Source organism: Aeromonas sp. FDAARGOS 1403 (genome assembly GCF_019047325.1).
Classification (GTDB): Bacteria; Pseudomonadota; Gammaproteobacteria; order Enterobacterales; family Aeromonadaceae; genus Aeromonas; species Aeromonas dhakensis.
The window spans coordinates 4,457,464-4,480,144 of record NZ_CP077249.1 but is presented as its reverse complement, the minus strand read 5'-3'; the positions used below and the strand labels follow the sequence as shown (position 1 = coordinate 4,480,144).

Here is a 22,681-nt window from a genome sequence, read left to right as displayed (position 1 = left end):
AAAGCGGTGTCGTACGAGCCGTTAAATGCGAAGTTTTTAAGTGACTAAATCGCCGGTGCGGGTCGGCAGGGTCGGCGGGAGGGGAATAACCAGAGGGAAGCACAGGGGCCAGCCCCCTTGACGAAGGCTGGCGCCGAGCCAGGGAGTGCCGTTACTCCCTTGCTGGCAGCAGCCAGGCCGCCGCCTGATAGGGGGCAAAGGTGGCGGTGGGCTGCCCCGGGTAGTTGCTTGTCAGCAGGGTGGCACCTGCCTCCACCTGGTCAAGGTGCGGCATGACCAGGGGGGGCGCTGTGAGGTTGGCAAGCAGCAGCAGGGTGTGCCGTTCTCCACTCGCTGGATCCTGCCAGCAGCGGCGATAGCCGATGCGCTCCGGGTCGTCCCCATCCAGCAACTCGAAGTCGCCGTGGCGAATGACCGGATGGGCCTTGCGCAGGGCGATGAGCTGGCGATAGCAGTGAAACGGCGAGTCGGGGCGGGCCAGCTGCTCGGCGGCGTTGATCTCGAGGTGATTGGCGTTGAGGGCAATCCAGGGGGTGGCCGTGCTGAATCCGGCGTGGGGGCCGGCGTCCCACTGCATCGGGGTACGGGCGTTGTCGCGGCCGATGGCATCGAGGCGGCGGGCGAGCTCGGCAGGGTCCAGCCCCGCCTGGCTGGCGCGGTAGTTGATCGCCTCCAGGTCGCGCAGCTCGCCCGGCTGCCAGTGGCGGTTGGTCATGGCGAGCTCCTCCCCCTGATAGATGAAGGGGGTGCCCTGCATCAGATGCAGCACCATGGCCCACAGTTTGGCGCTGGTTTCCCGCCACTTCGGGCTGTCATCGCCAAAGCGGGAGACGGCGCGGGGCAGATCGTGGTTGCCGAGAAACAGGCTGTTCCAGCCACGCCCATGTAGCCCTTGCTGGTGGCGGGCCATGGCTCGCTTGAAGGCGAGGGGATCGAAGCGGGATGACCACTTGTCACTGCCCAGCCCCAGATGCTCGAAGTTGAACACCATGCTGAACTCGCTGCCGTCGGGGTTCGAATAGTTCTGCATATGGGCGAGAGCGGCCGACCAGGTCTCCCCCACCGTGATGATCCCCTTGCCGCCGAAGCTCTCGGCATTGAGCTCGCGGATATAGTCGTGCAGGCGCGGGCCATTGCTCATGGCAAGCCGGTCCCAATCCTTGCTCACCATGTCGATCACATCGAAGCGAAACCCTTTTACTCCTTTGCCCAGCCAGAAGTGGATCACCGCCGCCATTTCGGCCCGCACCGCCGGGTTGTCCCAGTCCAGATCGGCCTGACTCGCATCGAAGTTGTGCAGGTAGTAGCGATCAAGCGCCGGCACATATTGCCAGCCGCTGCCGCCAAAAATCGAGGTAACCGGGTGGGCGTCGACGAAGGCTTGGTCGCGAAACACGTAGTAGGCCTGATAGCGGGGATCGCCTGCCAGCGCCTGCACAAACCACGCGTGCTCGGTGGAGGTGTGGTTGGCGACGATATCCATCATGATGCCGATGCCGTGGGCGGCCGCCTCGGCTATCAGCTGCTCCATCTCGGCCAGGGTGCCGAAGGCGGGGTCGATGGCGCGGTAATCCGCCACGTCGTAGCCGTTGTCCCGCTTGGGAGAGCGATAGAGGGGGGTGAGCCACAGCATGTCGACCCCCAGGGTGGCCAGATAACCGAGACGCTGGCGGATGCCGTTGATGTCGCCCATGCCGTCGCCGTCGCTGTCCTGAAAGCTCATGGGGTAGATCTGGTAGATGACGCAACTATCGAGATCGATGTCGGGTGTGTGGAGAGGTTGCGGGTTCATCAGCCGGGCCGGTTGGGGGAAGCGATGGTTTATCTTACGCAAATGAGCGGGAAGTCAACAGGGTAGGGAAAATCTTGAAAAGGGTTCCATTGGTGGCTTGTTGTCAGAAGTGAGGGGAGGATCACAGCTGGACCATCCCGAGCCACGGGGGGGGGTCGGGATGGCACAACACTCAGCGATGATGCTGTGCAAGGAAACGGGCTACTTGGGCGCCTTGACCTGCTCGCTGTGTTGCTCCTGCTGGCGCTCTGCCTTGTCTTGCTGGCGTTCCGCTTGGGCTTCCAGCTCCTTGCCGAGGAAGTAGTTCAGGAAGGTGCGGATCACCGCGATGATGGCGAGACGGATCAGCTCCTCCTTGCTCGGCGCCACCGTGGTGGCCAGGATGTCGGCGGCGAGCTGGAACTCCAGCGCCAGAATGAGCCAGCTGCCGAAACAGAGCCGGATATGGGGAAAGCCGGGCTCGTGATCCCGCACCCGCGCCGCCAGCCAGAGGGTCTTGCCCAGCCCTATCACCACGCAGGCGATGGAGATGATCTCCAGCAGCAGCTGGAACAGCTCGACCCCGTGCATCATGCCCTCTCGCAGGCTCGCTATCTCAAACACTCGGGTCACCTCCCTGATTCAAAAGAGGACACTATTAACACATCGCTCGGCAAAGACCAAATCCGGCTCAATCAAGCAGTTTGAATTCAATGACATAGAGCGGCGACAGGGTGGGGTAGATGTCACGGATCACCTGTTTGAGCTCGGGGAGGGTCATGTTCTCCTGGCGGGCGTGCTCGTCATTGAGCTCATCGAAGGCGACCGCCTTGACCGAGAGCACCTCTATGGTGCCAAAGGGCTGGTGCTCCGGGTTGGTGAACAGCGCCAGCCGCTGGCCGGGTTGCCAGTTGGCCTCGCTCTCGTCGCGGATGGTGATGGTCTTGCGGCCGGCCTGGATGTCGGCGACGAAGCGGCTGAAGAAGGTGAACTCGGGATGGGTAGACATGGCACTCTCCTGACAGGGTGAATCGAAATGGGGTGAATGGAAATCAAAGGTCGAGGTAGGCGCGCAGCCTGGCCAGATCGGCGATGACCGGGCCGTCGCTGCCGTCGGCAACTATGCCCTGTTCGATCAGCTCCTTGAGGGCGCGCCGATAGACCCGCTCGGTGGTACCGAAGCGCGCCGCCTCGTGGGCCCGCTTGCGCGAGCCGAGCATGGGGGTACGCTGGCGCTCGCGCCACAGCTCGAAGGCGATGTTGTAGGCGATGGGGTGCAGCAACCGGCTGGTGGTGATGTCCAGGGTATCCAGATAGTCGCTGGCAAGCGCCGCGGCGAAGAAGAGGGTCAGCTCGGGCTCGGCCAGCAGCCGTTTGGCCAGCTTGTCGGCGCAGATGACGGCGGCGTCCAGCTCGGTCTCGGCCACCACGCTCCACTGCACCGGGGTGGCGCTGAAGAACTCCATCTCGCCGAAGATCTGCTGGTGGCACTCGATTTCGCCGAGTTGAAACAGCCGCCCCGAGTGCACCGCACTGTTGAGGGAGATGCGGCCCTGCGCCACCAGATAGAGGTGCTCGCACAGCTCCCCTTGGCGCATGATGGGTTCACCGGGCAGAAAGCGGCGCGAATGGAGGGTGCAGGCCGCCAGCGCCGCGGCAAAGCGCGGTTCGAGGGCGGCAAGCTCGGCGTGAAAGCGACCGAGCGGATAGGGTTTTTGCTGCATGGGGAAGGCCCGGCTTGACGAGGGCCATGAGGCTAGCAAGGGCGGGGGCGGGATGCCAGCGCTGGTGCCCCCGAATGTGCCGGGCTTAACGTTTTGCCGGGGCTGGCTACTGCCCCGGCAGACCCGGCCTATTGGGTCAGGGCGTGGAGGGCGGCGGCAATGGCCAGCCGCTCGCCGGTCATCATGGCGGCCTCGCTGGCCGCGTAGTCGCTCACCCCCTCCTGCACATCCTGCTCGAAGGTCACCACGTTGCAGAGCACGGCGGCTACCCGCACCTTGCGCAGGCGCCCGACGGCGAGCAGGGAGGCGCTCTCCATGTCCGCCCCGAGCACGCCGCGGGCGTGCCAGTAGCGACACACTTCCTGCTCATCATCCCGGTAGAAGCTGTCGTGGGAGCGCACCAGCCCGTGCCAGTGAGGCTGGCCGCTGGCGCCGAGATGGGCGAGCAGGGCGGCCTGCAGGCGGATGTCGGCGCAGGCGGGGTACTCAGGCGGCAGATAGGCCTGCGAGGCGCCTTCGCTGCGCACCGCCCCCTCCACCACGATGAGATCCCCCAGCGCTATCTCATGCTGCAGGGCGCCGGCGGAGCCGACCCGGATGAGGGCGCGGGCACCCGCCTGCACCAGCTCCTCCAGCGCGATGACGGCGGAGGCGCCACCGATACCGGTGCTGCACACCGTAATGGGCAGCCCTTGGTAGCGGCCGTTGATCAGACGAAACTCCCGGTGCTGGCCAAGCACGTCACACTCATCGAGCTGGCTGGCGATGCGGTCGACCCGGGCCGGGTCGCCGCACAGCACCACCCGCTCGGCGATCTGGTCCGGGCGGCATTGCAGATGGGGCAGCAGGCTCATGCGATCACTTCCTGTTGCGGACGTTTGGCGCTGACCATCCACAGGCGAGTGCCGTTGGCGGCGATGAACAGCAGGATCAGGTACTCAAGGGACATGGCATAGACCCCCTGGGCGGCATAGACGCCGATGCTGATGATGTTGATGACCACCCAGAGGATCCAGTTCTCCACGTACTTGCGGGTCATCAGGATCTGGGCCACCACGGAGAGCACCGTCATGCTGGCATCCCAGAAGGGGAAGGCATCGGGGGAGGGCTCGGGCGTGGCGAGGTTGGCGCCAAACAGGTTGAGCAGGGCGACCGAGGTGCGTGCCAGGGCGGCGAAGACCGGGTCGATATAGAGGGTCAGCAGGGCGATGGCCAGCACGCTCACGGCAGCGGTGGCGACGAGCTTGGACTTGCTGAGCCAGCGGATCTGCAGGGTGTCCCCCTGGGCGTTGGCCGGGCGGGTCCAGGCGTACCAGCCATAGAGGTTGGCGCAGAAGAAGAACAGCTGCAGCAGCAACAGGCCGTAGAGCTGGATCTGGAAGAAGATGATGGCGAACAGGCTGACGTTGATGAGCCCGAACAGGTAGTTGATGGTCTTCTCCTGGCTGGCGCACCAGATGCAGGCCAGCCCGAACAGGGTGCCGACGGCTTCGATCCACGACATGGCGTAGCCGCCACCCAGCGGTATGGTCACCAGGGTGTGATTGATGCTGAACCACTCGAATATGCTCATTTTCATTTCCTTGGAAAATAGGGGGGCGTGAACCGGGCCTATTCTAGGGGCGGCGTGGGGGTCTTTGCAGGACTTTTGTCCGTGCAGGGCCGAGCCACCTCAAAGAATGGACAAACCGCAAGCAACTTTAGGCCCCCGATGACACCCTGATATGCGATGATGCCCTGCCCTTTATTGACATGTCACAAAATGGGGATGAGTGGGCTGTGGTTTGATGGAATCCCCCCGCTGCGGTCGGGGTGGTGTTGAACGAAAGGAGCGAGCGTGAATTCCGAGTTGGTCTGGGTCCTCTGCATGCTGGTGGGCGCCATTTATCTGTTTGTGAGCAACAGGGTCCGCATGGACGTGGTTGCCTTGCTGATCATCATACTGTTCGTGCTGAGCGGCACCCTGACCCTGCCACAGGCGCTGGCGGGGTTCAGCGATCCCAACGTCATCCTGATTGCCGCCCTGTTCGTGGTGGGAGAGGGGCTGGTGCGCACCGGCATCGCCTATCAGGTGGGGGACGCGTTGGTGAAGGTGGCCGGCAGCAGCGAGACCCGATTGCTGGTGCTGCTGATGGTGGCGGTCGCCCTGCTGGGGGCCGTGATGAGCAGCACAGGGGTGGTGGCCATCTTCATCCCTGTGGTGCTGAGCGTGGCGAACCGGATGGGGATCCCGGCCGGCCGGCTGATGATGCCGCTCGGCTTTGCCGGCCTCATCAGCGGCATGATGACCCTGGTGGCGACGCCGCCCAACATGGTGGTCAACAGCGAGCTGATGCGCCACGACATCCACGGCTTCGGCTTCTTTGGTTTCACCCCCATGGGGGTCATCATCCTGGGGATGGGGATCCTCTACATGCTGCTGATGCGCACCTCTCTGGTACGTAGCGAGGAGGAGGGCAAGCACAAGCAGAGCGGGCGCAGTACCATGCGCGATCTCATTCGCGACTATCGGCTGGCCGGGCGGGCGCGCCGGTTGGCGTTGCGGCCCGACTCTCCCCTGATCGGCCAGACCTTGGACGAGCTGCAACTGAGGGCCCGCTACGGGGCCAATGTCATCGGGGTGGAGCGCTGGCGCAAGTTCCGGCGGGTGATGGTGACCGTCTCCGGCGTCACCGAGTTCCAGGCCAAGGATGTGCTGCTCATCGACATGTCCGACCCCGATGCGGACGTGCGGGAGTTCTGCAGCGAGGCGCGGCTCGAACCCATGATCCTGCGCGGGGAGTATTTTTCCGATCAGGCGCGGGAGGTGGGCATGGCGGAGGTGTCGCTCATCCCCGAATCCCGTCTGCTCGGCAAGAGCATCCGCGAGGTGGCGTTTCGCTCCCACTACGGCCTCAACGTGGTGGGGATCCGCCGCGCCGGCGAGGCGCTTGGCGGCAAGCTGGTAGACGAGGCGCTGCAGATGGGGGATACCCTGCTGGTGGTGGGCAACTGGAGCCTGATCCGCCTGCTGCAGACCCACAGCCGCGACTTCCTCTTGCTGGGGCTGCCGGCCGAAGTGGACGAGATGGCGCCGGCCCGCAGTCAGGCGATTCACGCCCTGATCGCGCTCGGGGTCATGATAGTGCTGATGGTGACCGATCCCGTGCCCAACGTGATAGCGGCGCTGATCGCCTGCCTGCTGATGGGCAAGTTTCGCTGCATCGACATGGAGAGCGCCTACAAGTCCATCCACTGGCCGACCCTGATCCTCATCGTCGGCATGCTGCCCTTTGCGCTCGCGCTGCAAAAGACCGGCGGGGTGGATCTCATCGTCGGCGCACTGATCTCGGCGGTGGGGGAAATGGGGCCGCGGGTGATGCTGGCCAGTCTGTTCGCCCTGTGCGCCGTCATCGGGCTGTTCATCTCCAACACCGCGACGGCGGTACTGATGGCGCCGATCGCGCTCGGCACGGCCCAACAGATGGGGGTCTCGCCCTATCCGTTTGCCATGACCATCGCCATCGCCGCCTCGGCGGCCTTCATGACGCCGGTCTCCTCGCCGGTCAACACCCTGGTGCTGGGCCCAGGCAACTACAAGTTCGTGGACTTCGTGCGCATCGGCGTGCCCTTTACGGCGCTGGTGATGGTGGTGAGCGTCATCGCCATCCCCTGGTTCTTCCCGTTCTGACGACGCACATGACATGGCGGCCTGCGGGCCGCCTTTTTATTGCCCGCAGTAATCTGACATGAAAAGGACGGCATAAAACGGGAGCGGGGCATGAGCGTCGTCGCAGAGGAGAGCACAAGGCCCAGCCGCTGATACATGGGAGGGGTTGTAGAGGTGCAATGGCATGGAGAGGGGAAGAGAAAAGTGGCAAACGCCGGATACAAAAAAACCAGCCTGAGCTGGTCTGTTTGGTACTGCTTTCGATGGTGCGGAAGGAGAGACTCGAACTCTCACGCCTAGGGCGCCAGAACCTAAATCTGGTGCGTCTACCAATTTCGCCACTTCCGCAAGAGTAATGGTGGCTATGACGGGATTCGAACCTGTGACCCCCGCATTATGAGTGCGATGCTCTAACCAACTGAGCTACATAGCCGTCTTGTGCACGACTTTCGTCGAATACAAGTAAAAATGGCTGGGGTACTAGGATTCGAACCTAGGGATGGCGAGATCAAAACCCGCTGCCTTACCGCTTGGCGATACCCCAACAGTGTTCTTTGCAATCAGATGATTGAAGGAACGTTCTTCAAAATGGTGGCTATGACGGGATTCGAACCTGTGACCCCCGCATTATGAGTGCGATGCTCTAACCAACTGAGCTACATAGCCGTTTGTTGTCAACCACTGGGTGGAAGAGAACAGAATAATGGCTGGGGTACTAGGATTCGAACCTAGGGATGGCGAGATCAAAACCCGCTGCCTTACCGCTTGGCGATACCCCAACAGCAATGTCTGACAGAGACTATCAAACATCTTTTTAAGAATGGCTGGGGTACTAGGATTCGAACCTAGGGATGGCGAGATCAAAACCCGCTGCCTTACCGCTTGGCGATACCCCAACAGCAATGTCTGACAGAGTCTATCAAACATCTTTTAACAATGGCCGGGATACCAGGATTTGAACCTGGAGACATTGACGAGTTCAACACTCATCACTGCTTCCCTTGACCTGTCACCGACACCTTAATGCCGACAACTGAAATAATGGCTGGGGTACTAGGATTCGAACCTAGGGATGGCGAGATCAAAACCCGCTGCCTTACCGCTTGGCGATACCCCAACTAGAGATGGTGGCTATGACGGGATTCGAACCTGTGACCCCCGCATTATGAGTGCGATGCTCTAACCAACTGAGCTACATAGCCAACCTTGCTTCCAGTGCCTCGTTGCCTCGTCACTGTGCGGGCCGAATTATGCGTATCTGGCTCTGGGGCGTCAACCCTTTTTTTGTTTGAAAAAACGAATTTGAGTGCGTTTGGCGAGTTATTGGTCGCTGTCGCGCAAAAGCCCAACAATCTGGTTTTTTTTACGACATATCCAGCAGATAGGTGCTTGGGCCAGATAAAAAAAGAGGCCAGCAAATGCTGGCCTCTCATGGGATTAGACGTTGAACAGGAAGTTCATGATATCGCCATCCTTGACGATGTAATCCTTCCCTTCGGCGCGCATCTTGCCCGCTTCCTTGGCGCCTTGCTCACCCTTGTAGGCGATAAAGTCTTCGAAGGCGATGGTTTGGGCACGAATAAAGCCTTTTTCGAAGTCGGTGTGGATCTTGCCCGCTGCCTGCGGGGCGGTGGCGCCCACCGGAATGGTCCAGGCCCGCACTTCCTTCACGCCGGCGGTGAAGTAGGTCTGCAGCTTGAGCAGCTCGTAACCGGAGCGGATCACCCGGTTCAGGCCCGGCTCTTCGATGCCCAGATCCGCCATGAACTCGGCGCGATCTTCGTCATCCAGCTCGGCGATGTCCGCTTCGATGGCGCAGCAGACCACCACCACGACGGCATTCTCGGCGGCGGCGATTTCACGCACCTGATCCAGGTAGGGGTTGTTCTCGAAGCCATCTTCCGCCACGTTGGCGATGTACATGGTGGGCTTGAGGGTCAGGAAGTTCAGGTGGCTGACGGCGGCCAGCTCGTCCTTGTCCAGCTTCATGCCGCGGATCATCTGGCCGTCTTCCAGTGCCACCTTGATCTTCTCCAGCACTTCCACTTCCAGCTTGGCATCCTTGTCGCCGCCCTTGGCGCGCTTGGACTGGCGGTTGATGGCGCGCTCGCAGGCATCCAGATCGGAGAGGGCCAGCTCGGTGTTGATCACCTCGATGTCGTCAGCCGGGGAGACCTTGCCCGCCACGTGAACGATGTTCTCGTCCTCGAAGCAGCGCACCACGTGACCGATGGCCTCGGTTTCACGGATGTTGGCCAGGAACTGGTTGCCCAGGCCCTCGCCCTTGGAGGCACCGGCCACCAGGCCGGCGATGTCCACGAATTCCATGGTGGTCGGCACAACGCGCTGCGGATTGATGATGGCCGCCAGCTGGTCGAGGCGGGGATCCGGCATCGGTACCACGCCGGTGTTCGGCTCGATGGTGCAGAACGGGAAGTTGGCGGCTTCGATGCCGGCCTTGGTCAGCGCGTTGAACAGGGTGGATTTGCCTACATTGGGCAGGCCCACGATACCGCATTTAAAACCCATGGATTGTTACCTTACGTGATGGATGCTGTGTGAGGGCCGCGCGGGCAGCCCTGTCATATTGTGCGAGCCTGACGCGTGTCAGGCATCTCTATTCAGACTTTCTCGGCCTTGAAGCTGTGCAGCCGGTTCATGGCCTTGGTCATGTCCTGCTTGAACAGAATGTCGGTGGCGCGCAGGGATTCGTCCAGCGCGGCGTCGATCAGGTTCTGCTCGCTGCTGGGCGCTTTGGTCAGCACGAAACCGGCGACCAGCTCCTTGGCGCCCGGGTGACCTATCCCCAGCCGCAGCCGGAAGAAATTGTTGTTGTTGCCCATCTTGGCAATGATGTCCTTGAGGCCGTTATGGCCGCCGTGCCCACCGCCCTGCTTGAATTTGGCGATGCCGGGGGGCAGGTCCAGCTCATCGTGGGCCACCAGCATGGCTTCCGGCTCGATCTGGTAGAAGCGGGCCAGCGCAGCCACCGCCTTGCCGGAGAGGTTCATGTAGGTGTTCGGGATGAGCAGGCGCACATCCTGGCCATCTACCTGGATGCGGGCGGTGTGGCCGAAGAACTTGGGCTCTTCGCGCAGGCTGACATTGTGCCAGCGTGCCAGTTGCTCCACATACCAGGCGCCCGCATTGTGGCGAGTCTTGGCATATTCCGGGCCGGGATTGCCCAGCCCCACGATCAGTTTGATTTGGCTTGTCACGCTTGATTTCTTCACTCGCTGCTTGCAATGGGCCGACTGCCCAGGGCAATGGGACGCAATATTCTAGCCGCCGACTGGCGATCACTCAACCAAAGCTCGGCCAGTGCCGGGGAAAAGCGGGGAACCGGTGGCCAACGTCAGCAAAACGGGCCCCAGTGCGGGGCCCGTTTTGTAGCTTGCCGGCGGGGGCCGGGTTACTGCGCGGCACGCACCAGGGTGACCGTCTCTTCGTTCAGGGCGGTCAGGGTGGGACGCGCATCGCGCACGTAGGCAACGAAGGAGGCGGCGTCGGTGCCGCAATCCACGCCGCTCGCCTTGCAGTCAAGCTGATGGCCGGTGGCATAGCGGGCGCTGAGCTGATCGCCGCGCTGCTCCACCCGCTCGACCGGGAAGCCGGTCAGCTTGCCATCCTGCCAGGCGAGATCCAGCCGCTCGGCTTGCTGCGCCTGGGCGCGGGCCAGCGCCTGCCAGCCATCGTTGCCGTTGGCGCTGTAGGCATTCATCACCACCCGATAGCGCTGGTTGTCCACCAGATCCTGCCACTGGCCGTCGGCATTCTGCCACTGCAACTGGGTCAGGGCGCCGCCCTTGCCCGGGGTGGTCTCGGTGAAGGTGTAGCGCAGGTGGCCGCCGTAGGGGAACTTGCCGGCGTGGGCGCTGGCGGGCAGGGTGGCGGTGATGGTCTCGGTCAAGAGGGAACGCACGTCGGCGCCGGTCAGGGTCAGCACCGAGAGCTGGTTCTTGAATGGCAGCAGGGTGAGCGCGGCATCCCCTTCGCGCAGCTCGCCGGCCGGCAGATCGGCGCGCACGCCGCCCACCGCCAGCAGGGCGAAGTGGACCGGACCGCCGGTCAGCGCCTGCACCGCCGGGGTATTGGCCCAGTAGTACTGCCCTTCGGCCACCAGCGGGGCGACGTCGGAGCCGTGGCTGTCGCTGCCATTGTCGCCGGGGCGGCGGGCATTTTGCAGGGCGGCCGGGATGGTGGCGATGACGGGGCCGAACGCCTGCTCCAGAGCAGGCTTGTAGTGGCTGTCGATGATGCCGCGCAGGCGCGGATCCTCATCCACGGTCACCAGGTTGGGCTGAGCGTCGATGAACTTGCCAGCCTGCTTGCTGCGGGCCTCATCCAGTGCCTGCTTGCGGGCGGGGTCGGCGAAGAAGTCGCGGCTGGCCAGCAGCTGGTTCTGACCCTGACAAGAGATGACCCTGCCCTGAGCGTCGAAACTGACCCGGGCCAGCCCGATGGCCTGGGCATAGGAGCCGGCCTGTACCACGCAGGTCATGCCGACCCCGTCCGGGTTGGTGACCAACTGGGCGTACTCGCCGGTGTTGCCCCAGCCGATGTTGCGAAAATCGCCGAGCAGGCTGTGGGAGTGGCCACCGACGATGGCGTCGATGCCGTTCACCTTGGCCGCCAGCGCCAGATCCCGCTGGTTGCCGATGTGGGTGAGCGCCACTATGTGGTCGATGCCGTGCTGGCGCAGCAGATCCACCGTGGCCTGGGCCGAGGTGACTTCATTGCCGAACCGCAGCTTGCCGACGTTGGGGGAGATGTTGGCCATGTCTTCCAGCACCAGCCCCATCACGGCGACCAGTTGCTTGCCCTGGGGCAGGTTGTTGATGTCGGTGACCGGGCTCTTCTGGTTGCCGTCGAAGGCGTAGATGACGAATGGCTTGAGGTTGGCGGCGTGGCGCAGATCCGGATCGTCACGAGTATCCAGGTTGGCGGCCAGCACCGGGAAGTTGACCCCCTTGATGAAGCGGGCCAGCTTCTGGTTGTCGAGATCGAATTCGTGGTTTCCCAGCGCCATGGCGTCGAGGCCGAACTGGCTCAGCAGCTCGGCGTTGGCCATCCCCTCGTTGAGCTTGAAGTAGCCGCTGCCCTGCCAGGCATCACCGCCGTGCAGCAGCAGGAGCGGCTGGTTCTTGGCCAGCGCGTCGGCCTGGAAGGATTTCGCCATGGTGAGCAGGCGCGGATAACCGCCGAAGCGGGTGTAGAGAGTGTCGGTCTCCCCCTGCTTGCCAAAGAGAGGCCCCTTCAGCTCGGCGTTGACCGGGTCAAACTGGGAGTGGGTGTCGTTCATATGAGCCAGGGTCAGCACGAAAGGCTGGTTTTCATTGTTGGGCTGACAGGCGAACAGGAAGCTGCAGAAGGCGAGGAGCAGCAGCGGGCGCAAGCGATTCATGGAACAATCCTTAACCTGCGACGGGGCAGGGCAATACCGGGTGTAACTGGGACTAGAAAGACAAAAACCGCCAGCTGGCGGTTTTTGTCACAACAGGGTCTATCAATGCTCAAACATGGCAGAGATGGACTCTTCGTTGCTGATGCGGCGAATGGCTTCGGCCAGCACGGAAGAGAGCGTCAGCTGCTTGACCTTGTCGACCGCCTTCATCTCCGCGGTGAGCGGGATGGAGTCGGTGATGATCAGTTCGTCGATCACGGAGTTCTTGATGTTCTCCACGGCGGAACCGGAGAAGACCGGGTGAGTGGCGTAGGCGAATACACGCTTGGCGCCGCGCTCTTTCAGGGCTTCTGCGGCTTTGCACAGGGTGCCGCCGGTGTCGATCATGTCGTCGACGATGATGCAGTCTCGGCCGGCCACGTCACCGATCAGGTGCATGACCTGGGAGACGTTCGGGCGGGGACGACGCTTGTCGATGATGGCGATGTCGGTATCGTCCAGCAGCTTGGCGATGGCACGGGCACGTACCACGCCGCCGATGTCCGGCGACACGACCACGGGGGATTCGAGGTTCTTGGACTTCATGTCTTCCAGCAGCACCGGGCTGCCGAACACGTTGTCGACCGGGACGTCGAAGAAGCCCTGGATTTGCTCGGCATGCAGGTCAACGGTCAGCACGCGATCCACACCGACGCTGGAGAGGAAGTCGGCGACGACCTTGGCGGTGATGGGAACACGGGCGGAGCGGACGCGGCGGTCCTGACGGGCATAGCCAAAGTAGGGAATTACGGCAGTGATACGGCCAGCTGAAGCACGACGCAGAGCATCCACCATCACGATCAATTCCATCAAATTGTCGTTGGTCGGGGCACAGGTGGATTGAATGATGAAGATATCGCCACCACGTACATTCTCGTTGATCTGTACGCTGATCTCGCCGTCGCTAAAGCGACCTACGGCAGCATTGCCGAGTTTGATAAACAGGCGATCTGCGATCTTCTGGGCTAGTTCCGGCGTTGCGTTACCAGCAAACAGCTTCATGTCAGGCACGGTTTGAAACCTCGGGGTTGCATCCAGTATGTGGGGAGTCTGATTAGACCCTTATCGTTTGGGGGCAAACGATTTATCAAGTTGACGGGTCAGACCACTATAGGCTGCTTTCAGGTCAGGTGCCCACGTTACATGCGGCAAGCCGGTTGAGCGTCGTGCTGGTCGACGCCCCGTCATCCATGATGACCAGTGACCTTCCCGAAGACGACAGGGTAACGATGGGTGCTGCAACCGGCGAGGGGGAGTGTGCACTCCCGGCAAGACTGCTGCGGCAGGTGAATCGATATACCCTGTTCGATGTTCAGGAGATGGCTGGGGTACTAGGATTCGAACCTAGGAATGGCGAGATCAAAACCCGCTGCCTTACCGCTTGGCGATACCCCAATCACTGACTTGTTGCAATGTAGCGAAGAGTGGTGATATGTTCTCGCCCTTGGCGACAAATCCATCCCACTCTCTCGGCACTTTTGCCAACACTTCCCGAGCAGCCACTTCGTCTTCAAACTGAGCAAAGACGCAGGCTCCTGTGCCCGTCATTCTTGACGGCGCGTATTCTAGCAACCAGCCGAGCGCATTGGCAACCTCGGGGTGGCGCTTTTTCACCAGCAATTCGCAATCGTTTTTCCACTCCCCTTCCAGCAGATTGTGCAATGCCATTTTCGGGGTATCTCTGGGCAGGTCCGGATCCTGGAACACGGCGGCGGTCGCCACATGGCAATCGGGCTTGAGCACCAGATACCAGGCGCTCGGCAACTCGACCGGCTGCAGCCGCTCACCGACCCCCTCGGCAAAGGCGGCCTTGCCGCGCACGAACACCGGCACGTCGGCGCCCAGCTGCACGCCGAGCTCGGCCAGCTCGTCTTCGCTCAGGCCGGCTTGCCAGAGGTGGTTGAGGGCCACTAGCGTGGTGGCGGCGTCCGATGAACCACCGCCGATGCCACCGCCCATGGGCAGCACCTTCTCCAGCCTGATATGGGCCCCCTGCGGGCTCGGCAGCCTGGCCTGCAGCAGACGGGCGGCGCGGATGATCAGGTTCTGTTCATCGGGCACGCCGGGAATGGCCGGGCTCAGGGTGAGCCTGTCGCTGGCCGGGATCACCTCGAACTCGAGCCAGTCGCCGTGGTTGAGGAAGATGAACAGGGTCTGCAGCTCGTGGTAGCCGTCCGGGCGACGGCCGTTGACGTGTAAAAAGAGATTGAGTTTGGCCGGAGCCGGCCAGCGCATGGCGCTCATGGGGGAGTCCTTGTCGATGGCCGCCATCAGCGGGTGATGGTCCACTGGTTGATCTGCAGCTTGAGGCGGCTGCCCTGGCCGGTCATGGTGAGCAGGTGCGGCAGGCGATAGCCGTCCTGATCCCGGTAGTCGCCATAGACGATCTGCCACTGACCGTCACGCACGCTGGCCAGACTGCGGTCGGGGTTGAGCTCGAACTCGGCCTCGCCCGGCAAGCCCTTGATCCACGCCGGCAGCCCGGCCACCGGAATGTTCCAGCCGGTGAGCTGATAGACGAGCGCCTCGGCATCCTGGCTCTGGTGTGGGTTGCCCTCGTTGTCGATCAGGGTGATCTCGCCCTTGCTGCGGGAGAGTTCGAGGATGTGGGTGCCGATCAGGCTGGTGAGGTTGAGGCGATAGTCGTCGCCATCCTGCTGCCAGTTGACCCGGGCGCTGCCCTTCTGCTGGGCGGTGATGATGGCCATCTTGCCAGACAGCTGCCAGTGGGTCAGCTGCTCGAGCCGGGTACGCTCCTGCTGCCAGTTGACCTGATCGCGCTGGGGTTGGGTAGTGGCACAACCGGCCAGCAACAGCAGGCAGCCAAGGGTGAAAAGACGCAACAACAAGGTCATGCTCCGGAAAAGGTGATTTGGCACAGTATACGGGGGGGCCGTATCGCTTTTAAAGACTTACCCTTTCTCGTACAATTGGCAGCCTTTACTCCCTGCGCACAGAAACGATCCACGCCCACTCATGAGTTTGCTTGCCCTCGGAATCAACCACAACACCGCCAGTGTCGCCTTGCGGGAGCGGGTCGCCTTCGGCCCGGACTGCATCGATCGCGCCTTGCGTGAGCTGGTCGCCCAACCCGGTGTAAGCGAGGCGGTGATCGTCTCGACCTGCAACCGCACCGAGCTTTACTGCAGCCTGGAGCAGGGGCAGGGCGAGCAGGTGTTGCAGTGGCTGCAGCGGTTTCACGACCTGGATGCGGCCGAGGTGGTCTCAGCCATCTACCGGCATCAAGACGAGGAGGCGGTCCGCCACCTGATGCGGGTGGCCTGCGGGCTCGACTCCCTGGTGCTGGGAGAGCCGCAGATCCTGGGGCAGATCAAGCAATCCTATGCCCATGCCCAGCAGTCCGAGGCGGTGAAGGGGGCGCTGGAGCGTTTGTTCCAGAAATCCTTCTCGGTGGCCAAGCGGGTGCGCACCGATACCGAGATCGGCGCCAGCGCCGTGTCGGTGGCCTTTGCCGCGGTGAGCCTGGGACGGCGGATCTTCTCCGATCTTTCCCAGACCAAGGTGCTGCTGGTCGGCGCCGGCGAGACCATCGAACTGGTGGCCCGTCACCTGCGCGAGCAGAACGTCACCCAGATGATGGTGGCCAACCGCACCCTGCAGCGGGCCCAGCTGCTGGCCGAGGAGTTCGGCGCCCAGGTGATGACGCTCGAAGAGATCCCGGACTACCTGCACGAGGCGGACATCGTCATCAGCTCCACCGCGAGCCCGCTGCCCATCATCGGCAAGGGCATGGTGGAGCGGGCGCTCAAGGCTCGCCGCTTCAGGCCCATGTTCCTGGTGGACATCGCCGTGCCCCGCGACATCGAGGCGGAGGTGGACGAGCTCTCGGACGCCTATCTCTACACGGTGGACGACCTGCAGGGCATCATCGAGCAGAACCTCGAGACCCGCAAACGGGCCGCCGCCGAGGCGGAGCTCATCGTGCAGGAAGAGCGCGATGACTTCATGGGCTGGTATCGCAGCCTCCACTCGGTGGATCTCATCCGCGATTACCGCCACCAGTCCCAACAGGTGGCCGATGAAGAGCTGCAGCGCGCCCTGCTGGCCCTGCAGCAGGGCGAGCCTGCCGAGCAGGCGCTCAAGGCGCTGGCCCACCGCCTCACCAACAAATTGATCCACGCACCGACCCAGGCCCTGCGCCAGGCCGCCGCCCAGGGGGATCACCACCAGCTGGCCCAGTTGCGCCAGGTGCTGGGGTTGTCACAAGAGTCATAGTTTGGGGGCGATCACCCGGTCGTCCCGTCCTCCATCGAGAACACAAGATTTATGAACCCGTCACTGATCAGAAAGCTGGAAGGCCTCATCGAGCGCCACGAAGAAGTACAGGCCATGCTCGGCGAGCCGGACGTGGCCGCGGATCAGGATCGCTATCGCGCCCTGACCCGGGAATATGCCCAGCTGGAAGATATCGTTCACGCTTTCCAGCAATTCCGCCAGGCCGAAGAGAACCTGGACGCCACCCGCCAGATGCTGGAAGAAGAGGATGCCGACCTGCGCGAGATGGCGCAGGAGGAGCTGCCGCTGGCCAAGGCGACCTTCGAGGAGCAGGAGCAGGCGCTGCAGGTAATGCTGTTGCCGCGCGACCCCAAGGATGACAACAACTGCTATCTGGAGATCCGCGCCGGCGCTGGTGGTGACGAGGCGGCGATCTTTGCGGGCGATCTGTTTCGCATGTATTCGCGCTATGCCGAGCGCCAGGGCTGGCGGGTCTCCATCGTCAGCTGCAACGACGGCGAGCATGGCGGCTACAAGGAGGTGATCGCCAAGGTGGAGGGCGAGCACGTCTACGGCCGCCTCAAGTTTGAATCCGGTGGTCACCGGGTACAGCGCGTGCCGGAAACCGAATCCCAGGGCCGGGTGCACACCTCCGCCTGTACCGTCGCCGTGCTGCCGGAAGTGCCGGAAGCCGAGCAGATCGAGATCAACCCCTCGGATCTGAAGATCGACACCTTCCGCGCCTCCGGGGCCGGTGGCCAGCACGTCAACAAGACCGACTCCGCCATCCGCATCACCCACCTGCCCACCGGCCTGGTGGTGGAGTGTCAGGATGAGCGCTCCCAGCACAAGAACCGCGCCAAGGCGATGTCGGTACTCTCCGCCCGTCTGCAGGCGGCCGAGGATGAGCGCCACCGCGCCGCCGAGCAAAGCACCCGTCGCAACCTGGTGGGATCGGGGGATCGCTCCGAGCGCATCCGCACCTACAACTACCCGCAGGGGCGCCTCTCCGAGCACCGCATCAACCTCACCCTCTATCGCCTCGGCGAGATCATGGAAGGGGACCTGGACTGCGTCATCAGCCCGATGATCCAGGAGTACCAGGCCGACCAGCTCGCCTCCCTGGCCGAGAGCAACTGATGCAGATCCAGCAGGCTCGCGCCCACATCATGGCGACCCTGGCAGGGGGGGAGTCCCCCCGCGCGGATGCGGATGCGCTGCTCTGCCATCTGCTGGAGTGCCGGCGCAGCTACCTGATGACCTGGCCGGAGCGCGAGCTCGATGCCGCCCAGCAGGCGACCCTGCAGGGCTGGCTCGAACGCCGTCTCAATGGCGAACCCATCGCCCACCTGATTGGCGAGCGGGAGTTCTGGTCGCTGCCGCTGAAGGTGAGTCCCGCCACCCTGATCCCGCGCCCCGACACCGAGGTGCTGGTCGAGCAGGCGCTGGCGCGGCTGCCAGCAGGCCCCTGCGCTCTGCTGGATCTGGGCACCGGCACCGGCGCCATCGCACTGGCGCTCAAGTCGGAGCGACCGGATGCCGATGTATGGGCGGTGGACAGGATGCCGGCGGCAGCCGCCCTGGCGCGCGCCAACAGTGCCGCGCTGGGTCTGCCCATCGAGGTGCGCGACGGCAGCTGGTTCGAACCGCTGGTCGAGCCCTCGCCAAGCCAGGCGCCGCGCTTTGCGATGATCGTCTCCAACCCGCCCTACATCGACGGGGCGGATCCGCACCTCGATGAGGGGGATGTGCGCTTCGAGCCCCGCTCCGCCCTGGTGGCGGACGAGCAGGGGCTGGCGGATATTCGCCTCATCGTGACCGGCGCACCGGCTCATCTGCTGCCGGGCGGCTGGCTGTTGCTGGAGCATGGCTGGCAGCAGGGGGAGGCGGTGCGTCAACTCCTGCTGCAACAGGACTACGTGCAGGTGGAAACCGTGCGCGATTACGGTGATAACGAGCGGGTGACCCTGGGGCGGCTGGCTCGGTGATGATGACGGGCGGGCCGGGCCTGCCTCTGTTCAAGGACACGTTATGTATTTTGCTATCAAACATCTGCACCTGCTGCTGATTGGCTTGGCCGTGCTGATGTTCATGTTGCGCTTTTATTGGCTGCAGACCGGCTCGAGCCGCGCCGCCAGCGCCCGTACCCTTCGGTTGAGCGGCTGGCTCAACGGCCTGGTGGTGCTCTCAGGCGTGCTGCTGTGCATGGTGCTGGATCTCAATCCGCTCAACAACGCCACCCCCTGGCTCAGCGAGAAGCTGACCGCCATCCTGGTGGTGGCCTTTCTGGCCATGATGGCACTGCGCCTGGCCCGCAGTAACGGCATCCGCTGGTTTGCGTTTCTGGGAGCCCTCGGCTGGCTCTTCTTCATCGCCAAGCTGGCCGTCTACAAGCAGGCCAGCCTGTTCGGTTAAGGATGATGATGACGATGATACGCGTAGACGAATGGACCGATTTCGAAGCCCATGACATCGCCGAGCTGGCGCTGTCGGTGAGCGACGAGATCCATGGCATCAGCGGCCGCGGGACGGCGGAGCTGGCCCGGCTCGACGCCTGGCTGGACGAGGCCATCGAGGAGGGGGATTGCGACCAGGTGCGCCGTCAGCTGCTGCAGGGCTTCTACCAGACCTTAGGGTTTCACGGCGACTGGCAGGACTACTTCTCGGTGGCCAACTGCGATCTGGCCCAGGTCCTGGCCCGCAAGCAGGGCATTCCGGTCAGCCTTGGCATCCTCATCATCCAGCTGGGGCGCAAGCTCGGGCTGGACGTGGAGGGGATCTGCTTCCCCGGCCACTTCCTGGTGAGCTTCGCCGGCAGCGAGGGAGAGGTCTATGTGGACCCCTTCACCGGCGATGAGCTGAGCCTGCACCACATCGAGCTGCTGCTGCGCGGGGCCCTCGGCAATCTGGCCACCCTCACCTCGGATCACCTGCAGCCTGCCGGCCAGTGGGAGATCATCGAGCGGCTGCTCAACGTGAGCAAGGGCGCCCTGCTGCGGGAAGACCGGATGACAGAGGCGCTGCGCTGCAGCGAACTGCTGCTGCGGATGAAGCCCGGCGACCCACTGGAGACGCGGGATCGCGGTTTCATCTACGAGCAGCTCGACTGCCCGCGCTTTGCTGCCGACGATTTTGAGTACTTTATTGAACAGTGTCCGGACGATCCGGTGGCCGACGTGCTGAAAGCCCAGCTGGCCGCCCTGGATCTGAGCCCCAAGCCCCTCCACTGAGGGGCTGACGGCCCCGCTGCATGCGAGGCCCTGGCCGAATGAAGAGTCCCATGCCGCTGCATGCAAGGCCTGGGAGATGCAACAGACGAGTATCGAGGCCGCGCAGCCCTGGGCTGTGCGGCCGGATGTGGATTCAAGCCCTGCAAGCCCTTTTACCTAAGGAAGCCTGAGATGGAACAGAAGAATATCAAGGTCAATGGCATCGACGTCGCCAACGACAAACCGTTCGTGTTGTTCGGTGGCATGAACGTGCTGGAATCGCGCGACATGGCGATGGCCGTGTGCGAGAAGTACGTGGAAGTGACCTCCAAGCTGGGTATCCCGTTCGTGTTCAAGGCGAGCTGGGACAAGGCCAACCGCTCCTCCATCCACTCCTACCGCGGTCCGGGTCTGGAGGAGGGGATGAAGATCTTCCAGGAGCTGAAAGCGACCTTCGGCATGCCGGTCATCTCCGATCTGCACGAGCCCCATCAGGCCAAACCGGTGGCCGAGGTGGTCGACGTCATCCAGCTGCCCGCCTTCCTGGCGCGCCAGACCGACTTGGTGGAGGCCATGGCCCGCACCGGCAACGTCATCAACATCAAGAAGCCGCAGTTCCTGAGCCCAAGCCAGATGAAGAACATCACCGACAAGTTCGAAGAGTGCGGCAACGATCGCCTGATCCTGTGCGAGCGCGGCGTCAACTTCGGTTATGACAACCTGGTGGTGGACATGCTGGGGCTGGGGGTGATGAAGAAGAGCACCGGCGGCTACCCGGTCATCTTCGACGTGACCCACTCCCTGCAGTGCCGTGACCCCATGGGCGCCGCCTCCGGCGGTCGTCGCGAGCAGGTGGCCGAGCTGGCCCGCGCCGGCATGGCGGTGGGCCTGGCGGGTCTGTTCATCGAATCCCACCCGGACCCCAAGGTGGCCCGTTGCGACGGCCCGAGCGCGTTGCCGCTGGAGAAGCTGGAAGGCTTCCTCAAGCAGATGAAGGCTATCGACGATCTGGTCAAGGGCTTCGAGCCGCTCGATACTTCCATCTGAACCTGGCCCACGCTGGCCCCATAAAAATGCCCCGCACTGCGGGGCATTTTTGTTTTCGCGCTGTTTTTATTTCCTGGGCCAGCATAAATCAATCGCGGAATAAATACATCCTGGTTGCTATGGTGTTAATGTTGTTAAATCTGTTGTGTGATTGATGTCTATTAATTGCTTCTTTCAACATGTGAAAGTAGCCCCTGTTGTGATGAGGGAACGGCACGAACCGGGCGAGATAATCCATATTTCGTCACGGCTTGCTGCATGCGTATTTCTGCCATGACACATCTCATTAAACTGACAGGACGTTAAGAATGCAGAAAAAAATAGTCAGCAGCCTGTATTTTCAGGTGTTGTTAGCGATCACCCTCGGAGTCATCCTGGGACATATATATCCCGACCTCGGAGCGGACATGAAACCGCTCGGAGATGGCTTCGTCAAATTAATAAAAATGATCATCGCCCCGGTTATATTCTGCACCGTGGTGACCGGCATTGCCGGCATGGAGAGCATGAAAGCGGTGGGCAAGACAGGTGCCATCGCGCTGCTCTATTTTGAAGTGGTCAGCACCATCGCCCTCATCATCGGGCTGTGCGTGGTCAACCTGCTGCAACCGGGGGCTGGCATGAACGTCGACCCCGCCACGCTGGATGCCAGCGCCATCTCGGCCTACGCCGAACAGGCCAAGGCACAGGGCATCATCCCCTTCCTGCTGGACGTGATCCCGGGCAGCGTGATCGGCGCCTTTGCCAGCGGCAACATTCTGCAGGTGCTGTTATTTGCGGTGCTGTTTGGCTTCTCCCTGCACCATATCGGCGAGAAGGGCAAAGTGATATTCAATGTCATCGACAGCTTCTCCCAGGTTATTTTCGGGATCATCAACATGATCATGCGGCTGGCGCCGGTGGGGGCATTTGGTGCCATGGCATTTACCATCGGTAAATATGGTATCGGCTCGCTGGTTCAGCTCGGACAATTAATCGCCTGCTTCTACATGACCTGCCTGCTGTTTATTTTCCTGGTGCTGGGCAGTATTGCCAGAGCGAATGGTTTCAGCATCCTGCGTTTTATTTCCTATATCCGGGAAGAGCTGCTGATCGTGCTTGGTACATCCTCTTCTGAATCTGTATTGCCGCGCATGCTGGTCAAGATGGAGGCGCTCGGCTGCAAGAAGTCGGTGGTGGGGTTGGTGATCCCGACCGGTTATTCCTTCAACCTGGACGGTACCTCCATCTATCTGACCATGGCGGCCATCTTCATCGCCCAGGCCACCAATACCCCGCTCGATCTGTTCCAGCAGATCACCCTGCTGGTGGTGCTGCTCATCTCCTCGAAGGGGGCGGCCGGGGTGACCGGCAGCGGCTTCATCGTGCTGGCGGCCACCATCTCGGCGGTGGGCCACTTGCCGCTGGCCGGGCTGGCGTTGATCCTCGGCATCGATCGCTTCATGTCGGAAGCCCGCGCCCTGACCAACCTCATCGGCAACGGGGTGGCAACCCTGGTGGTGGCCCGTTACTGCGATCAGCTTGACGAGCAGCAGATGCACGAGGCGCTGAACAACCCGCCGCTGGCGGTCAAGGTGGATCTGCATTGAACCACCGATACCT

General features: G+C 62.6%; 20 protein-coding genes and 9 tRNA genes. 8 read left to right on the top strand and 21 right to left on the bottom strand.

The window, feature by feature from the left end; translation table 11 throughout:
• Positions 1-151: 151 nt before the first annotated feature.
• From I6L33_RS20445 to pnuC, 6 genes are all read right to left on the bottom strand, one after another.
• On the bottom strand, positions 152-1,792 hold the full coding sequence (locus I6L33_RS20445) for an alpha-glucosidase (protein WP_216973242.1): 1,641 nt from the start codon (positions 1,790-1,792) through the stop codon (positions 152-154).
• Positions 1,793-1,993: 201 nt separating this feature from the next.
• Positions 1,994-2,395 carry a DUF1622 domain-containing protein gene (locus I6L33_RS20440; RefSeq protein WP_216973241.1) on the bottom strand — a complete coding sequence of 134 codons (402 nt, stop codon included), beginning with the start codon at positions 2,393-2,395 and terminating at the stop codon, positions 1,994-1,996.
• Between the two features lie 67 nt (positions 2,396-2,462).
• Positions 2,463-2,780, bottom strand: coding sequence for a N(4)-acetylcytidine aminohydrolase (gene yqfB, locus I6L33_RS20435; protein WP_216973240.1), 318 nt, complete (start codon positions 2,778-2,780; stop codon positions 2,463-2,465).
• Positions 2,781-2,823: 43 nt separating this feature from the next.
• Positions 2,824-3,495, bottom strand: a complete 672-nt coding sequence (locus I6L33_RS20430; protein WP_216973239.1) for a Crp/Fnr family transcriptional regulator — start codon at positions 3,493-3,495, stop codon at positions 2,824-2,826.
• Between the two features lie 128 nt (positions 3,496-3,623).
• Positions 3,624-4,349 (bottom strand): nucleoside phosphorylase, encoded by a 726-nt coding sequence (locus I6L33_RS20425; RefSeq protein ID WP_216973238.1) that lies wholly within the window; start codon positions 4,347-4,349, stop codon positions 3,624-3,626.
• Positions 4,346-5,068, bottom strand: a complete 723-nt coding sequence (pnuC, locus tag I6L33_RS20420) for a nicotinamide riboside transporter PnuC (protein ID WP_010633219.1) — start codon at positions 5,066-5,068, stop codon at positions 4,346-4,348. Before pnuC ends, I6L33_RS20425 begins: the two co-directional genes overlap by 4 nt.
• Positions 5,069-5,332: 264 nt before the next feature.
• Here pnuC and I6L33_RS20415 point away from each other — a divergent pair, with 264 nt between their 5' ends.
• Positions 5,333-7,165 carry an SLC13 family permease gene (locus I6L33_RS20415; RefSeq protein ID WP_017765020.1) on the top strand — a complete coding sequence of 611 codons (1,833 nt, stop codon included), beginning with the start codon at positions 5,333-5,335 and terminating at the stop codon, positions 7,163-7,165.
• Between the two features lie 243 nt (positions 7,166-7,408).
• Here the strand turns inward: I6L33_RS20415 and I6L33_RS20410 are convergent.
• The 15 genes from I6L33_RS20410 to lolB all read right to left on the bottom strand — a co-directional run bounded on the left by I6L33_RS20410 (position 7,409) and on the right by lolB (position 15,442).
• A tRNA-Leu gene (locus tag I6L33_RS20410) sits at positions 7,409-7,492 on the bottom strand.
• An 8-nt stretch (positions 7,493-7,500) separates the two neighbouring features.
• Positions 7,501-7,577, bottom strand: a tRNA-Met gene (locus tag I6L33_RS20405).
• Positions 7,578-7,613: 36 nt separating this feature from the next.
• Positions 7,614-7,688: transfer RNA gene (locus I6L33_RS20400), tRNA-Gln, on the bottom strand.
• 45 nt (positions 7,689-7,733) lie between these two features.
• Positions 7,734-7,810 (bottom strand) — tRNA-Met (locus tag I6L33_RS20395).
• 38 nt (positions 7,811-7,848) lie between these two features.
• A tRNA-Gln gene (locus I6L33_RS20390) sits at positions 7,849-7,923 on the bottom strand.
• A gap of 42 nt (positions 7,924-7,965) precedes the next feature.
• Positions 7,966-8,040: transfer RNA gene (locus I6L33_RS20385), tRNA-Gln, on the bottom strand.
• Positions 8,041-8,186: 146 nt separating this feature from the next.
• Positions 8,187-8,261, bottom strand: a tRNA-Gln gene (locus I6L33_RS20380).
• 8 nt (positions 8,262-8,269) lie between these two features.
• Positions 8,270-8,346, bottom strand: a tRNA-Met gene (locus I6L33_RS20375).
• A gap of 235 nt (positions 8,347-8,581) precedes the next feature.
• Positions 8,582-9,673: a redox-regulated ATPase YchF gene (gene ychF / locus I6L33_RS20370; protein ID WP_005298458.1), complete on the bottom strand. Its 1,092-nt coding sequence runs from the start codon at positions 9,671-9,673 to the stop codon at positions 8,582-8,584.
• 92 nt (positions 9,674-9,765) lie between these two features.
• On the bottom strand, positions 9,766-10,362 hold the full coding sequence (pth, locus tag I6L33_RS20365) for an aminoacyl-tRNA hydrolase (RefSeq protein ID WP_010633221.1): 597 nt from the start codon (positions 10,360-10,362) through the stop codon (positions 9,766-9,768).
• Positions 10,363-10,556: 194 nt separating this feature from the next.
• Positions 10,557-12,548: a bifunctional UDP-sugar hydrolase/5'-nucleotidase gene (locus I6L33_RS20360; RefSeq protein ID WP_216973237.1), complete on the bottom strand. Its 1,992-nt coding sequence runs from the start codon at positions 12,546-12,548 to the stop codon at positions 10,557-10,559.
• A 102-nt stretch (positions 12,549-12,650) separates the two neighbouring features.
• On the bottom strand, positions 12,651-13,598 hold the full coding sequence (locus I6L33_RS20355; RefSeq protein ID WP_005298464.1) for a ribose-phosphate pyrophosphokinase: 948 nt from the start codon (positions 13,596-13,598) through the stop codon (positions 12,651-12,653).
• Between the two features lie 309 nt (positions 13,599-13,907).
• Positions 13,908-13,982: transfer RNA gene (locus I6L33_RS20350), tRNA-Gln, on the bottom strand.
• A complete protein-coding gene (gene ispE, locus I6L33_RS20345; RefSeq protein ID WP_026140914.1) occupies positions 13,962-14,831 on the bottom strand; it encodes a 4-(cytidine 5'-diphospho)-2-C-methyl-D-erythritol kinase in 870 nt (289 codons plus the stop codon). Before ispE ends, I6L33_RS20350 begins: the two co-directional genes overlap by 21 nt.
• Before the next feature lie 26 nt (positions 14,832-14,857).
• The gene (gene lolB / locus I6L33_RS20340; protein ID WP_010633224.1) at positions 14,858-15,442 is read right to left on the bottom strand and encodes a lipoprotein insertase outer membrane protein LolB; all 585 of its coding nucleotides are present in this window, start codon (positions 15,440-15,442) and stop codon (positions 14,858-14,860) included.
• Between the two features lie 121 nt (positions 15,443-15,563).
• Between lolB and hemA the strand changes: the two genes are divergently transcribed.
• The 7 genes from hemA (at position 15,564) to I6L33_RS20305 (ending at position 22,668) form a co-directional block, all read left to right on the top strand.
• On the top strand, positions 15,564-16,823 hold the full coding sequence (hemA, locus tag I6L33_RS20335; RefSeq protein ID WP_005298470.1) for a glutamyl-tRNA reductase: 1,260 nt from the start codon (positions 15,564-15,566) through the stop codon (positions 16,821-16,823).
• 51 nt (positions 16,824-16,874) lie between these two features.
• Positions 16,875-17,963, top strand: coding sequence for a peptide chain release factor 1 (prfA, locus tag I6L33_RS20330; RefSeq protein WP_216973236.1), 1,089 nt, complete (start codon positions 16,875-16,877; stop codon positions 17,961-17,963).
• Positions 17,963-18,811 carry a peptide chain release factor N(5)-glutamine methyltransferase gene (prmC, locus tag I6L33_RS20325; RefSeq protein ID WP_216973235.1) on the top strand — a complete coding sequence of 283 codons (849 nt, stop codon included), beginning with the start codon at positions 17,963-17,965 and terminating at the stop codon, positions 18,809-18,811. Before prfA ends, prmC begins: the two co-directional genes overlap by 1 nt.
• 43 nt (positions 18,812-18,854) lie before the next feature.
• Positions 18,855-19,238 (top strand): SirB2 family protein, encoded by a 384-nt coding sequence (locus I6L33_RS20320; RefSeq protein ID WP_010633227.1) that lies wholly within the window; start codon positions 18,855-18,857, stop codon positions 19,236-19,238.
• 14 nt (positions 19,239-19,252) lie between these two features.
• Entirely contained in the window at positions 19,253-20,053 is an 801-nt protein-coding gene (locus I6L33_RS20315; RefSeq protein WP_005298477.1) for a SirB1 family protein, read from the top strand.
• Between the two features lie 171 nt (positions 20,054-20,224).
• Positions 20,225-21,079, top strand: a complete 855-nt coding sequence (kdsA, locus tag I6L33_RS20310; protein ID WP_005298479.1) for a 3-deoxy-8-phosphooctulonate synthase — start codon at positions 20,225-20,227, stop codon at positions 21,077-21,079.
• Between the two features lie 308 nt (positions 21,080-21,387).
• Positions 21,388-22,668: a dicarboxylate/amino acid:cation symporter gene (locus I6L33_RS20305; protein ID WP_216973234.1), complete on the top strand. Its 1,281-nt coding sequence runs from the start codon at positions 21,388-21,390 to the stop codon at positions 22,666-22,668.
• Positions 22,669-22,681: the final 13 nt, after the last annotated feature.

Bases quoted from the DNA above. Each gene is read 5' to 3' on its own strand.
- I6L33_RS20445 (WP_216973242.1), bottom strand. From the start codon at position 1,792: ATGAACCCGCAACCTCTCCACACACCCGACATCGATCTCGATAGTTGC.
- yqfB (WP_216973240.1), bottom strand. From the start codon at position 2,780: ATGTCTACCCATCCCGAGTTCACCTTCTTCAGCCGCTTCGTCGCCGAC.
- I6L33_RS20430 (WP_216973239.1), bottom strand. From the start codon at position 3,495: ATGCAGCAAAAACCCTATCCGCTCGGTCGCTTTCACGCCGAGCTTGCC.
- I6L33_RS20425 (WP_216973238.1), bottom strand. From the start codon at position 4,349: ATGAGCCTGCTGCCCCATCTGCAATGCCGCCCGGACCAGATCGCCGAG.
- pnuC (WP_010633219.1), bottom strand. From the start codon at position 5,068: ATGAGCATATTCGAGTGGTTCAGCATCAATCACACCCTGGTGACCATA.
- ychF (WP_005298458.1), bottom strand. From the start codon at position 9,673: ATGGGTTTTAAATGCGGTATCGTGGGCCTGCCCAATGTAGGCAAATCC.
- I6L33_RS20360 (WP_216973237.1), bottom strand. From the start codon at position 12,548: ATGAATCGCTTGCGCCCGCTGCTGCTCCTCGCCTTCTGCAGCTTCCTG.
- ispE (WP_026140914.1), bottom strand. From the start codon at position 14,831: ATGAGCGCCATGCGCTGGCCGGCTCCGGCCAAACTCAATCTCTTTTTA.
- lolB (WP_010633224.1), bottom strand. From the start codon at position 15,442: ATGACCTTGTTGTTGCGTCTTTTCACCCTTGGCTGCCTGCTGTTGCTG.
- hemA (WP_005298470.1), top strand. From the start codon at position 15,564: ATGAGTTTGCTTGCCCTCGGAATCAACCACAACACCGCCAGTGTCGCC.
- prfA (WP_216973236.1), top strand. From the start codon at position 16,875: ATGAACCCGTCACTGATCAGAAAGCTGGAAGGCCTCATCGAGCGCCAC.
- prmC (WP_216973235.1), top strand. From the start codon at position 17,963: ATGCAGATCCAGCAGGCTCGCGCCCACATCATGGCGACCCTGGCAGGG.
- I6L33_RS20320 (WP_010633227.1), top strand. From the start codon at position 18,855: ATGTATTTTGCTATCAAACATCTGCACCTGCTGCTGATTGGCTTGGCC.
- I6L33_RS20315 (WP_005298477.1), top strand. From the start codon at position 19,253: ATGATACGCGTAGACGAATGGACCGATTTCGAAGCCCATGACATCGCC.
- kdsA (WP_005298479.1), top strand. From the start codon at position 20,225: ATGGAACAGAAGAATATCAAGGTCAATGGCATCGACGTCGCCAACGAC.
- I6L33_RS20305 (WP_216973234.1), top strand. From the start codon at position 21,388: ATGCAGAAAAAAATAGTCAGCAGCCTGTATTTTCAGGTGTTGTTAGCG.